This is a genomic window from Bacillus sp. FJAT-29937, assembly GCF_001509555.1.
GTDB lineage: Bacteria > Bacillota > Bacilli > Bacillales > Cytobacillaceae > Cytobacillus.
This window is the reverse complement of sequence record NZ_LMAS01000008.1, coordinates 17,523-29,659: the sequence shown is the minus strand read 5'-3', so window position 1 is coordinate 29,659 and position 12,137 is coordinate 17,523. Positions and strand designations below refer to the sequence as shown.

Here is a 12,137-nt window from a genome sequence, read left to right as displayed (position 1 = left end):
CACGTCCCACAGGTTTAAGTGATGAAGTCGATTATCTTGGCCGCTCTGATGCGAAAAACCCAAATGATACATGATCCTGTATTGGGATCCATGCGCCGACTCCTTGGGATGTTACATTTTTAATAATGATCATTTTCTTATTGCCTTTAAGCATTAAATAGACTTCCCCGTAGGTTACCTTTCCTTTTTCATTAATGGCTGGGGCGTAGCCGTATAAATAGCCTAGTCTTTTTGGCGGGATATTGTATTTATGATCCTTTTTTGTTCCAGCTCCGATTATTGTATCGAAGGAAAGCGGCAGTCCGGATTTATCCATTGCCTTTAAGAGCATCATTTTTTTGACATCTTCTGTATTTGGTACTTTTGCCGTCAGGCCGCCTCTAATCATTTTTTGGGCTTCCTGAACGTAGTGAATCTGATAGGGGGCATTTCCGCCACGGTTATCGAAGTAATTTGTATTAATCTTTTGATACTCCCAATTCGGGGAAGTTTCGGATGACTCATAATTTAACGGCCACTGCCCAAGGTAGATAATCGCCCGATATCCGATGGCAAATGGGGTGCTGTTTACGGTCGTCTCATTTAACATCCGGATTAAATCTGGATTTTCGATTTTTACTTTTGATGTTTCAATTAAGCTTTGCGTTAATTCGCTTGGCTGCAGTTTTGGTAAATCTTGCGCCGGGTTTGGATACGTATTTTCCTTTGTGATCGTCAAAACAGAGTTTGGAACGGCTATAATCTTTTGGGCTTGATTCACTTTTTTCTCATCCATTAAGGCCGAGGCTTCGCTCTGAAAAGTAAGCATAAATATTAGACCCATAATAAAGATTGACATGTATTTTTTCATGGGAGACTCCTTTCAACTCACAATCTCATTCGATTTGTTTATAGTTTTTTCGGAGTTCAAGTATATTATCCATTTTGGAAAAAAATTTGTCAGAACCCCCGCGTGAAAATAATTTGTAACACCAATGTAATATTCCGAACATTTACAAATGTCAAAATCCAATGTATAATAAACTTACTTTCAAATAAAAGGAGGGCCGCTAAGTCGATTCGCTACTAAAAAGGAGGATGACAGTTTATTAAAGTTTCATCATTCCAACATAAAGGTTTTATGGTCCAGTAACAATATAAAGGCTGGTGGTAAATTCCTAAAAAGCGAGTTTGATTTACATCCTTTTGTGAAAAACAATTAAACTTAAAACGACTCTGGATTTAATTCAGAGTCGTTTTTGTGTTTTACTATAATAAATAAAACCCGATCCCCATTATTAAATAGGCTGCAAGTAAAGTAGCCCCTTCAAACCAATTCGTTTCCCCATCATTTGAAATAATGATCATGAGAAGTGCAGAGGTCACCATTGTAATTAGCTCTGGCATTGTAAAAACTAATGGCATTGATACTGGGAACATTAAAGAAATTAACACTAGCAATGGGGCAACGAACATCGCCACTTGTAAGGTTGACCCAACAGCTATCTCAACAGCAATATCCATTTTATTTTTGTAAGCCATAATAATCGCTGATGCATGCTCTGCCGCATTCCCTACTATCGCAACGATTACAACCCCAATAAATAATTCTGTCCAGCCAAAGGTTTCACCGACTGCTTGAAATGTGTGGACTAAATTTTCAGATACATAAGCAACAGCAACAGTTGCTAGAGCAAGAATGAGCAGCGCTTTTCCCTTTCTCCATTCAGGCTCTTCCTCTTCATGTCTATCTTCACTCACATTTTCTGTCTGATATACTCCGCGATGTGTAACAAGTTTGAAAAATAATGCAGCTAAATATAAAGCAATTAAAATAACCGAAATCCCTACACTGAAATTAAGCGTATCGCTGTCTGACATCTTCATTGAAAATATTTCTGGGATGACAAATGCCACAATCACTCCAAACATGAGCAATCCTGAATTATGTCTTGCATCATACACATTGAAGGTCTGCCGCTTATATTTAAGTCCCCCAATAAAAAAGGATAAACCAGCAACTAATAGGAGGTTTCCGAGGACAGAGCCTGTTAGGGACGCAAGCACTACTCCAATTAAGCCTTCTTTTAATGCAAATATCGAGATAATTAATTCAACTGCATTACCGAACGTAGCATTCAGCAAACCTCCCACCCGAGGGCCTGTAACGATTGCGAGGCTCTCAGTAGCCCTTCCCATAAAGCTTGCAAGCGAAATAATAGTTAAGCAATAAATAATAAACATTAAAATACTGGACCAATGCATAAGTGTTCCAATGACGGATAGTGGAACCCCGATAAAGACAAGTGCGGAAAAAATTTTGTTCATTCTTATAACTCATCCCTTCAAATAAGAATGTGACCGATATCCCAATCAAAGTGGCCGATATATTGAACTTTGGCCAGTACATCTTTTACACTGGCCGACCGATCTCACGAAATAAAGCGCGCGTCACCATATCTTTCCCAAAAGAATGAAAAAAATGATTTTTGTTGCCAAGAATTCTGATTGCATATACCATCATTATTGAGTCATTATTTATTAATTTTATGCTGGAATTTCTGTCCAAAAGTTGAGGTTTTGAAAAATGAAGAATGAAAATTTGCGTTTTTGGATTTTAGTTAGTATTGTGGCAATCTCAGGATTTAGCCAAGGAATGCTGCTTCCGTTAATAGCCATTATCTTTGAAAATGAAGGAGTTTCCTCGAGCTTAAACGGGTTAAATGCAACGGGGCTGTATATCGGAATTTTACTCGTATCCCCGTTTATGGAACACCCATTGAGAAAGTACGGATATAAACCAGTCATCATTTTTGGCGGTTTACTTGTTATTATTTCTCTCATGCTATTCCCTCTTTGGAAATCCTTCTGGTTTTGGTTTTTCCTTCGTCTATTGATTGGAATTGGTGATCACTCCCTGCATTTCGGGACACAGACGTGGATCACTTCGTTTTCACCAGAACATAAAAGAGGCCGTAATCTCTCATTATATGGGTTGTTTTTTGGAGCGGGCTTTGCAGTTGGACCGATGATGGCACCGTTGTTAAAAATTAACGAAGCCCTGCCTTTTATTGTTTCATCCGTACTTTGCCTCATTGCATGGTTATTCGTATTTTCATTAAAAAACGATTTTCCAGATCAAACGATTGAAGTAAATTCGTTTAAAGCAACAATGAAGAGATTTAATAAAGCAATTAAATACGGCTGGGTTGCCTTTCTTCCTGCCTTTGGCTATGGATTTCTTGAATCCTCATTAAATGGAAGCTTTCCAGTTTATGGGCTGAGGATCGGACTTGAGGTTACGAATGTTTCCATGCTCTTAACAGCATTTGCGATTGGGGCGATTGTATTTCAATTGCCGCTTGGATTATTAAGCGACAAGTACGGCAGAAGAAATATTTTAATGATCATTCTTTTTACCGGATGTTTAAGTTTTATGACCGCTAGTTTTCTGGAAGAGCTGATGATTGGGTTAACGATTTGTTTATTCATTGCCGGGATGGTTGTCGGATCTACTTTTTCCTTAGGGATCAGTTATATGGCTGATTTAACACCGAAAAATATGCTGCCAACAGGAAATTTGCTTTGCGGAGTTGCGTTCAGCATCGGAAGCTTGGCGGGACCTTTTCTTGGCGGAGTTTTCATCCAGCATTTTAAGTCCTTCAGCTTCTTTCATATTATAAGTATCATGCTGTTACTTATATTCTTAACGGTTGTTATTTTCGGGCAAAAACAAGTGGCCACTGAGAAGGAATCTTATTCTCAATAAGTAAAATAATAATAAATTAATAATTATTATAAAAAGAGGAACATATTCCTTTCCATTTCATAACCTATATAGTAAACTATGATTAACAACCTAAAACAACTGTATTTTTCAACTTAGAGTAATTGCTGTCGCCATAGAGGCGGCAGCTTTCGTGTTTTATAAGGGTATTGATGTTGATTATTTTTCTCAATTAGAAATACTCAATTGAAAAATAATATCATTAAGGGGAGGAAATAAAATGAGTACTGAAGTGAAAGCACTATTAGAAAGTCCTGTTAGCAAAAGTGAAAGCCTGATAGAAAAGATAAAACCACATGCTGAATTAATGGCTGCTCTTATTAGCGGGGTACTCATTGCTGCTGGATGGATATTGGATCGAAATGAGTTGGCAGCCCCATCAGTTACAGCATATATCCTTGCTTTTATCATCGGCGGGTTTGCAAAAGCAAAAGAGGGAATTGAAGAAACGATTGCCAATAAAGAACTGAATGTGGAAATGCTCATGGTTTTTGCGGCGATCGGTTCAGCTATTATTGGCTATTGGACAGAGGGCGCCATTCTTATATTTATTTTTGCGGTAAGCGGTGCTCTTGAAACGTATACAATGAACAAAAGCCATAAGGAAATTTCCGCTTTAATGGAGATCCAGCCTGAGGAAGCATTACGGGTTAATCATGGCATTGAGGAAAAAATCCATGTATCGCAATTAAGAATTGGCGACCATATTCTTGTAAAGCCAGGTGAACGAGTTCCTTCTGATGGAAAAATTATAAAAGGTCAATCTACTATCGATGAATCTGCTATTACAGGTGAGTCGATTCCTGTTACGAAAGGAAATGAAGATGCAGTCTTTGCTGGCACAGTTAACTTAAATGGTTCAATTACCGTAGAAATTACAAAGCCGAACAGTGACACTCTTTTTCAAAAAATCATTCAGCTTGTACAATCCGCTCAAAGTGAGAAATCTCCTTCTCAGCTGTTCATTGAACGCTTTGAAGGCACTTATGTAAAAATCGTTTTAGCTGTTGTTTTTCTAATGATGTTTGTCCCCCATTTCCTTTTAGGATGGAGCTGGACGGAAAGCTTTTATAGGGCCATGATTTTACTTGTTGTTGCTTCGCCATGTGCCCTTGTTGCTTCAATTATGCCTGCCACCATGTCAGCCATTTCAAATGGGGCGAGACACGGAATTCTTTTTAAAGGCGGTGTACATTTAGAAAATTTAAGTCATGTGAAAGCCATTGCTTTTGACAAAACTGGGACCCTTACAAAGGGAAAACCGGAAGTGACAGATGTCGTTGTAGCTGATGGACTTTCGAGGGAAGACATTTTATTAAAAGCTGCTTCGATTGAAAGTCACTCAACACATCCATTGGCTAATGCTATTGTGAAATATGCAAAGGACCATTTAGCTGATTCCCTCATCAGTCCGGAAAGTATTGAGGATGTTACGGGCTGGGGAGTAAAAGCCAATATTGACGGGGAAGAATGGAAAATTGGGAAAGCCGCTTTTGTTGGTATGGATGGAGCTATTAGTTTTGGTAATGGAGCCGCGGGGAAAATGGCCAGTGAGGGGAAAACGGTTGTTTTCGTACAAAAAGACGGCGTTATTGCCGCCATTATTGCCCTGCAGGATGTCGTCCGCGAAGAGACAAGAATGGCGATCGATCAATTAAAAAACCAGGGCATCTACACAATTATGCTTACAGGTGATAGCCAAAACACGGGAAAGGCCATCGCGAAGGATTCACATGTTGATGATTATATTGCCGAGTGCTTGCCAGAAAATAAGGTCGAACACCTGAAAAAGCTTCAAGAAACATACGGAACAGTTGGGATGGTAGGAGATGGAATAAACGATGCACCCGCATTGGCAACAGCTAATGTCGGAATTGCGATGGGTGAAGGAACAGATGTGGCGCTGGAAACAGCAGATGTCGTCCTCATGAAAAACGATCTCCCCCGCATTGCTGAAGCCATCAAGCTTTCAAGAAAAATGAATGGAATCATAAAGCAAAATGTTGTTTTCTCGATAACCGTCATCATGCTGTTAATCGCGTCGAACTTCCTGCAGTTTGTTGATTTGCCTTTTGGGGTCATTGCGCATGAAGGAAGTACGATTTTGGTTATTTTGAATAGTTTGAGGCTGTTGAAGTCGTAAGTAGAACTGGATAAAAATGTAAGTTAAAGCAACTAGCGAACCATTACGGGTTCTGTTTCCTGTCACAAAAATTAAAAATGCATATGAGAATGACCATCAATTTGTAATAGATTTTGATGGTCCTTTTTTGTTGGCAGTAAAGGAGTTACTACCTTATTCGGATTAAACCTTTTAGTAAAACAAGCGGAGATTTTCCGGTTAAATACAGAAACGAGCTCGTTTCTGGGTAAATAAGGGAAGTATTTACGACTATGCAAAGCAAAATCGTCCATTTTTGGATTTTTCGAGTAAATAGGCGGAATCTCTCCGTTTATTTGGGCTATTTTCAATACTTTTTGCTAATTAAGCGGAATTTGTCCGTCTATTTATCGGCCTAGTGCTTACTCTAATCCCCCCAGCCAATATGTGCGGACCCTCTTGCTCCTAGATGGGGGAATCAGCAGCAACGTTCAATTTGCAGGGCCAATCATTTACAAATCTATTGGCACTTTCGAATGTATATTCGGTAAGTGAACATGTAGTTTTTATTGGGGATTTGATATAATAATTTTGAGGTGATATTTAATGGGTACTTTAAGTGAAAATGCTAAGCAAGAGCTATTCAAAGCACTTGAGGGAAAACAATCCGTTGCTTTTGTTGTTAATGGTAAACTTGTTTCTGTTGAGATTGATGAGAGTGAAAAAGAATTGAATGAATTGCCTCATTTTGATATAGCAAAAGAAATTGAAGAATACTCAGAACTTAAAGATTCGTTAACAAGATATCTCAATTCCCCCAATATGAAACGTTATTCAGGAACTGAATTAAAGGAAAAGCGTCGTGAAAAAAGAATCTAAACCAAAAAATAGAGCCAAGAGAATTTCTCCCGGCCCCAGTTTTAGTCTAGTGATATCCATTCTGTCCGTTAGCCGAACCTGACGTTTTCTGTTTTGGTTTGTTCTTACCTTTTTGCTTTGTTCCGCCGTCTTTCTTCGATTTCTTAGACATCAATATAAGCCTCCTTTTTAAAGACCAATATTATTCCCCTGTCTTATTCTTTGATGTTGCCTGCAATTTATTAAAGGAAACTATTAGCAATCTTCCTTTTTGTATTTACTGTATACGGCATTGATTTCTCCACCCAGAATGATGATGATTCCAGTTAAGTAAAACCAGATCATCAGGACAATAATGGCACCGATACTCCCATAAGTGGCAGAGTAATTACCAAAATTGCTTACATAATAGGAAAAAGCCAAGGAAGACAGTTCCCAGCCCACTGTCGCAAAAATGGCACCTGGTATAACGGTTATACATTTTAGCTTTGTATTTGGTGCAATCCAGTAAAGGCCAGTAAAAACGATAAAGAGAATAATTGAGCTCACAAGCCAGCGAAGTGTATTCCAAATAGTCATAAACTCATCGGATAAGCCAAATTTAGCAAATAAATAAACGCCAATAATTTTCCCGAAAACCGGAAGCAATAAAGCAATAACAAAGACAAACAGCATGGCAAAGGTAAAAAGAATCGCCATCCCTCTTGCGACAAGAAAGTGGCGGGTTTCTTTTACATCGTAGGCTTTATTAAAAGCGCGAACGATTGCATTGATCCCATTGGATGCAGACCAAATCGTAGCAATGATTCCAAAGGAAAGCAGCCCGCCATTTTTTTTCGAAAGCGCACTAATGTTGGACTCAATCAGCCGCATGCTATCTTCTGGCGCAAAGTCACGAATAACCGCAAGAATATCCTCTTGGGTAATTGGCAAATAAGGAAGCAATGATACTAAGAAAAGAAGCAAAGGAAAGAGAGACAACAGGAAGAAATAGGCTAACTGCGCAGCCCATCCGAATAAATCGTCCTCCATCACTCTTTTCTTCAATTGCGAAAACAAATTCGAAAAGGCTCGTCCCATCCCATCACCTCACAAACAATTTTCGGCTACATTTTTGAGGCAGCACTCATTTCATCGGAATCCTTTTCAAAAAAAGCCTCCTTCGTATCCTCCACTAGCTCAACAACTTCTGGTGTTGTTTCTTTTAATTCCTCTACCTTTTCCATAATATAAGATACCTCGGAACTTACCTGTTCAAACGTTGATTGAATTTTGTTCGTTACTTCTTTTACTTGATTGACGGCCTCTTTCGGATGTTTTACATAAAAGGAAATTTCCTTTGTCGTTTTTTTGCAATTGGACACAACTGATTCTCGAGTACTTCGATCAAGCAAGGATAAAGCGCCACCCGCTAAAGCCCCGAATAACACACCCTTCAAAAATAAAGACTTCCCCATTCTCTGTTCACACTCACTTTCCTATATATTATGGGCATTACGAAGTTCTTTTAACAATTGTTCACAGCCCTTTTTTATAAGCTCGTACACTTCTTCAAAATTCCCAGTGAAATATGGATCCGGAACATCTTTATCTGTAGCTTCTTGGACCAAGTCCAGCAGCATCATAACCCGAGCATCTGACTCTTCCTTTTTCAGCTTTTCGATATTTTGAACGTTTGATGCATCCATAGCCACAATATACTTGAAATCTTGAAAGTCATTCATGTTGATTTGTCTTGCTTTTAAGCCTTCAGCTGATATTTGATATTTTTTTAAAATATTTCTTGTACCTTCATGCGGCGGCTGTCCAATATGCCAATCCCCAGTACCTGCAGAGTCCACTTTGATTTTATATTCTAACCCTTCCCTTTTCACAATATCTCGAAACATTGCTTCCGCCATTGGCGAACGGCAAATATTCCCTAAACAAACAAATAATACGTTAATCATTATGTACTAACCTCCTTGACAACATTTTCTTTCATATTTTGTTGTTGTGCAACTATATATGTTATTGAAGCAGCCAATAAACTGCTATTCTTTTACCTGGAGCTACCCTTTTTCCCTTTGGCGGGTAATGGGACTTACTTGCTTTTACCGTGGATAGCGATTTTTCTATGTTAACGGGCAATGTAGCTTCGTTGCTTTTACCGGGGACAGCGATTTTTCTCTGTTGCGGGCAATGAAACTTCCCTTCATTTACCGGGGACAGCAATTTTTCTATGCTAACGGGCAATGAAACTTACTTGCTTTTACCGTGAACAGCTCTTTTCAATTATTTTCACGGAAAAATGCAAATATTTTCTATAGGCTTGCTTAAAGTAAGCTGCCAATTTTAGTTGACTTTTAATTCATAACATGGAAAGATGAGAATACTTGCTAGAGTTTTCGGATAGATTTTTTTGAGGAGGAATTCGGGTGGATTTAGCACAAAAATCAGTAGAAAATGTGGAATACATGATTGAAAAAATTAAAGAAAAACTAAAGGTTTTAAACTTTGGCGCAATCAAGCCTTCCCATTTTGATGAGGAAATGTATGAGGAATTAAAGGATATTTATGATCTCGTCATGAAAAAGGACAGCTTCAGTCCGAACGAAATGCAAGCGTTGGCAGAGGAGCTTGGAAATTTAAGAAAAAATAAGTGATTAATTAAGCAGCCTTGTGATGGCTGCTTTTTATTTTTTATAAAAATAAATGTACTAATGAACTCCGGGTTTTCAAACCAATTATTAATGGATAAAATATTCTTATATGCAGACTCGGAGGAATAAAAATGAAAGAGATCAATGTTGATCAATTACTTGCCTTAAAAGATGCCGTACCTATTGATGTGAGATCACCTAGTGAATATGCTGACTCCAACATTCCCGGGGCAGTCAACGTCCCTTTATTTACGAATGAAGAACGAGCGATGATCGGAACGATTTATAAACGGGAAGGGTCAGATATGGCAAAGTGGCGGGCGATGGAAGTCGTTTCACCAAAGCTCCCTTCTATTTTGGGACAGATTAAGGCACTAATTGACGAAGGGAAACAGCCCGTTGTTTATTGCTGGAGAGGCGGAATGCGCAGTAAATCGGTTGCTACCTTTCTATCTTTTGCAGGAATATCCACTCTTCGATTAGTTGGGGGATATCGGGCCTATCGGCAATATATATTAGAAGAAATACCCGGACTAATCCCCCCACGTGCCATAACTATTCACGGCATGACAGGTGTAGGCAAAACGGAAGTACTGAAAAAGTTAAAGGAAAAAGGCATGCCTGTCATTGATTTAGAGGCAGCAGCCTGCCATCGCGGCTCCATTTTTGGATCGTTTGGCTTATTCGAGGGCCATAATCAGAAAACCTTTGACTCCCTCCTCTTCCAAACATTAAAAGAAATAAAGGACTCCCCGTTTTTCTTAGTAGAAGCTGAAAGTAAGCGGGTCGGAAAGGTCGTTCAGCCTGATGAATTGTTGGACAAAAAACATCAAGGGTTTAATATTCACCTTCAAGCGTCATTATCTTCACGTATCGAGCGCATTTATCGTGAGTATGTGAAGCCCTATCAGAATGAACAATGGTTTCATGATAGAGTAATGGAGCGTTTAACGTATATTTATAAGCGAATAAAGAATTCAGACATCATAGCTGCTTTAAATGAGGCAGCGAGAAATCAAGACTATAAATTAGTCATTCGAATTTTGCTGGAAGATTACTATGATTCACGGTATGCCCACAAACAACTGGACTATGAAGGGGTATTTCATCATATTGAGGCGGAGAATACGGATATGGCCGTCGAAGAGATATTGAAGTTATTGGAAACAAAAAGTGCTCTATCAAAATAATTTGAGCACTTTTTTTATTTTTTATAAAATAATTTACAGTACGTACAAATAAAGTTAAAACCATTCGAAGATTATGATAAGATATTAGTATATTTTTTGAACAAATTGTTCTTAATATGGAACTATTGATCGAATTTTGATATGATTAATTAAATATTCCATGATAAGGTGTGTGAGATTGGATGATCGGTGATCGCGTAAAATTACTTCGTAAGGAAAAGAAAATGTCGTTATCCGAGCTTGCCGAACAAGCTGGTGTGGCCAAGTCTTACTTAAGTTCGTTAGAAAGAAACCTGCAAACCAATCCTTCCATACAATTTCTTGAAAAAATTGCAGCTGTCCTTCATGTTCCGGTTGATCATTTAATCCATGAACAGCCGAATACAGATGAATTGGATTCGGATTGGGTAGATATCGTTCAAGAAGCGATGAATTCCGGTGTAACGAAAGAACAATTCCGCGAATTTCTTGAATTTAATAAATGGAGAATTGATCAAAATAAATAAGATATTGGCTTTTTCAGAAGAAGACGCAAAGGTTAACAATGACCCTCTGCGTCTTTTTTGCAAAATAAAAAGCATTCCTATAAAGAACAGTTGCCCTTTAAGAAACACTTAGCTATTTGTGCGATTCTCTCTATTCAGCTACTTCCAAAGCTAGCTTTTTACTCTATTTTTTAATAAAAACTCCCTGATTTCCTCTTTCTCAATCCCCATTTGCTTCGCCTTCATGATTAAATTCATCCACTCACTGTCTAGTAATTCCATTTGGACTTTCGTTTTCCCCACACTCTTCCCCCCAAAATACGAATCGTATTCCAGGCAATCCAGCCATCTTGGTATGGAATCTGCCCTTTTCTATTTGTTGCCTGTTAAAATGAGTTTATGTAGAAATCTCGCAAAAAAGAACAGTTCATCCATACTTTAGACCCGTGACTTTGCGCCCCTATCTTTCAATAAGTTTGCCTTTTTCTGAAGCTATTTCCTTATGTAAATGATCCACTAGTTATATTGTAGTGGATAGGCAGTTGGTATTTGTGTTATATTTTGTCAATTTTCAAATAACTTTTTACTCCCTTTTCTGACAATTATTTTACAAATTACCACACTTTTTAAACATTTATAGTGAGGTTCTAATTAATTTTAGAAAAAAGGGCCTTTATCATCTAGTTTCTACCATAATTATGTTAAATATAGTCGAAATTATTTTTCAATTTATATGAGCGTGATGATCCAAATGGCATGAATAACAAAAACAATTGTATATAAACCTGTGGCTGCAAGGGCTAAATTATTCACCATTTTTTTACCGGGAAGTTTTTTTATAAAGAGGAATATACACAAAGCAGCAGATAGAATTACTTTAAACCCAAGAAAATAGAACGGATTTGTCTGGTAAAGGGCATTCATGATTGGATTCATTTCCTCAATTAACGAAAATTGAATACCGATAAATGTGACTATCCCATCGAACAAATTCAGTAAAGCTAAATAAAAAAAAATCTTTTTAAAATTGATTTTCACTGTTTATCCTTCCTGTTCCATTGCTATTAATAAAAGGTCCTTGATCGTATTATTTCC

The 12,137-nt window shown here is 38.0% G+C and carries 13 protein-coding genes and 1 riboswitch; of the genes, 6 read left to right on the top strand and 7 right to left on the bottom strand.

The features are described 5' to 3' along the window. Positions 1-31 precede the first annotated feature (31 nt). Positions 32-850 carry a YfkD famly protein gene (locus AR328_RS16730; protein ID WP_066298338.1) on the bottom strand — a complete coding sequence of 273 codons (819 nt, stop codon included), beginning with the start codon at positions 848-850 and terminating at the stop codon, positions 32-34. 398 nt (positions 851-1,248) lie between these two features. Beyond that, positions 1,249-2,307: a calcium/proton exchanger gene (gene cax, locus AR328_RS16725; protein ID WP_066298335.1), complete on the bottom strand. Its 1,059-nt coding sequence runs from the start codon at positions 2,305-2,307 to the stop codon at positions 1,249-1,251. 259 nt (positions 2,308-2,566) lie between these two features. On the opposite strand from cax, the gene AR328_RS16720 reads away from it, so the two are divergent. The 3 genes from AR328_RS16720 (at position 2,567) to AR328_RS16710 (ending at position 6,746) form a co-directional block, all read left to right on the top strand. After that, the gene (locus AR328_RS16720) at positions 2,567-3,748 is read left to right on the top strand and encodes an MFS transporter (protein WP_066298331.1); all 1,182 of its coding nucleotides are present in this window, start codon (positions 2,567-2,569) and stop codon (positions 3,746-3,748) included. A gap of 238 nt (positions 3,749-3,986) precedes the next feature. Continuing rightward, positions 3,987-5,909: a heavy metal translocating P-type ATPase gene (locus tag AR328_RS16715; RefSeq protein WP_066298329.1), complete on the top strand. Its 1,923-nt coding sequence runs from the start codon at positions 3,987-3,989 to the stop codon at positions 5,907-5,909. 564 nt (positions 5,910-6,473) lie between these two features. Then, on the top strand, positions 6,474-6,746 hold the full coding sequence (locus AR328_RS16710) for a hypothetical protein (protein WP_066298327.1): 273 nt from the start codon (positions 6,474-6,476) through the stop codon (positions 6,744-6,746). A 234-nt stretch (positions 6,747-6,980) separates the two neighbouring features. Here AR328_RS16710 and AR328_RS16705 read toward each other — a convergent pair whose 3' ends face one another. From AR328_RS16705 to AR328_RS16695, 3 genes are read right to left on the bottom strand one after another with little or no spacing between them, the layout of a single operon-like run. Then, positions 6,981-7,805: a YihY/virulence factor BrkB family protein gene (locus AR328_RS16705; protein ID WP_066298320.1), complete on the bottom strand. Its 825-nt coding sequence runs from the start codon at positions 7,803-7,805 to the stop codon at positions 6,981-6,983. Positions 7,806-7,831: 26 nt separating this feature from the next. Next, the gene (locus AR328_RS16700) at positions 7,832-8,182 is read right to left on the bottom strand and encodes a YtxH domain-containing protein (RefSeq protein ID WP_066298318.1); all 351 of its coding nucleotides are present in this window, start codon (positions 8,180-8,182) and stop codon (positions 7,832-7,834) included. 21 nt (positions 8,183-8,203) lie between these two features. Next, positions 8,204-8,674 carry a low molecular weight protein-tyrosine-phosphatase gene (locus tag AR328_RS16695; protein ID WP_066298316.1) on the bottom strand — a complete coding sequence of 157 codons (471 nt, stop codon included), beginning with the start codon at positions 8,672-8,674 and terminating at the stop codon, positions 8,204-8,206. Between the two features lie 468 nt (positions 8,675-9,142). Between AR328_RS16695 and AR328_RS16690 the strand changes: the two genes are divergently transcribed. From AR328_RS16690 to AR328_RS16680, 3 genes are all read left to right on the top strand, one after another. Next, on the top strand, positions 9,143-9,370 hold the full coding sequence (locus tag AR328_RS16690) for a DUF1128 domain-containing protein (protein ID WP_066298311.1): 228 nt from the start codon (positions 9,143-9,145) through the stop codon (positions 9,368-9,370). Positions 9,371-9,498: 128 nt separating this feature from the next. After that, entirely contained in the window at positions 9,499-10,557 is a 1,059-nt protein-coding gene (mnmH, locus tag AR328_RS16685; RefSeq protein ID WP_066298301.1) for a tRNA 2-selenouridine(34) synthase MnmH, read from the top strand. A 182-nt stretch (positions 10,558-10,739) separates the two neighbouring features. After that, entirely contained in the window at positions 10,740-11,063 is a 324-nt protein-coding gene (locus tag AR328_RS16680; RefSeq protein WP_066298296.1) for a helix-turn-helix domain-containing protein, read from the top strand. 150 nt (positions 11,064-11,213) lie between these two features. Here the strand turns inward: AR328_RS16680 and AR328_RS22320 are convergent, their stop codons facing one another. Then, a complete protein-coding gene (locus AR328_RS22320) occupies positions 11,214-11,345 on the bottom strand; it encodes an anti-repressor SinI family protein (RefSeq protein ID WP_082677283.1) in 132 nt (43 codons plus the stop codon). Between the two features lie 29 nt (positions 11,346-11,374). Continuing rightward, a riboswitch (cyclic di-GMP riboswitch) is annotated at positions 11,375-11,533 on the bottom strand. A 238-nt stretch (positions 11,534-11,771) separates the two neighbouring features. Next, complete coding sequence (locus tag AR328_RS16675) at positions 11,772-12,080, bottom strand: DUF5658 family protein (protein WP_066298293.1); 309 nt, start codon at positions 12,078-12,080, stop codon at positions 11,772-11,774. Between the last annotated feature and the right edge of the window lie 57 nt (positions 12,081-12,137).

Coding starts and splice junctions, on each gene's coding strand:
- AR328_RS16720 (WP_066298331.1), top strand. CDS start 2,567: ATGAAGAATGAAAATTTGCGTTTTTGGATTTTAGTTAGTATTGTGGCA.
- AR328_RS16700 (WP_066298318.1), bottom strand. CDS start 8,182: ATGGGGAAGTCTTTATTTTTGAAGGGTGTGTTATTCGGGGCTTTAGCG.
- AR328_RS16730 (WP_066298338.1), bottom strand. CDS start 850: ATGAAAAAATACATGTCAATCTTTATTATGGGTCTAATATTTATGCTT.
- cax (WP_066298335.1), bottom strand. CDS start 2,307: ATGAACAAAATTTTTTCCGCACTTGTCTTTATCGGGGTTCCACTATCC.
- AR328_RS16695 (WP_066298316.1), bottom strand. CDS start 8,674: ATGATTAACGTATTATTTGTTTGTTTAGGGAATATTTGCCGTTCGCCA.
- AR328_RS16710 (WP_066298327.1), top strand. CDS start 6,474: ATGGGTACTTTAAGTGAAAATGCTAAGCAAGAGCTATTCAAAGCACTT.
- mnmH (WP_066298301.1), top strand. CDS start 9,499: ATGAAAGAGATCAATGTTGATCAATTACTTGCCTTAAAAGATGCCGTA.
- AR328_RS16715 (WP_066298329.1), top strand. CDS start 3,987: ATGAGTACTGAAGTGAAAGCACTATTAGAAAGTCCTGTTAGCAAAAGT.
- AR328_RS16680 (WP_066298296.1), top strand. CDS start 10,740: ATGATCGGTGATCGCGTAAAATTACTTCGTAAGGAAAAGAAAATGTCG.
- AR328_RS16705 (WP_066298320.1), bottom strand. CDS start 7,805: ATGGGACGAGCCTTTTCGAATTTGTTTTCGCAATTGAAGAAAAGAGTG.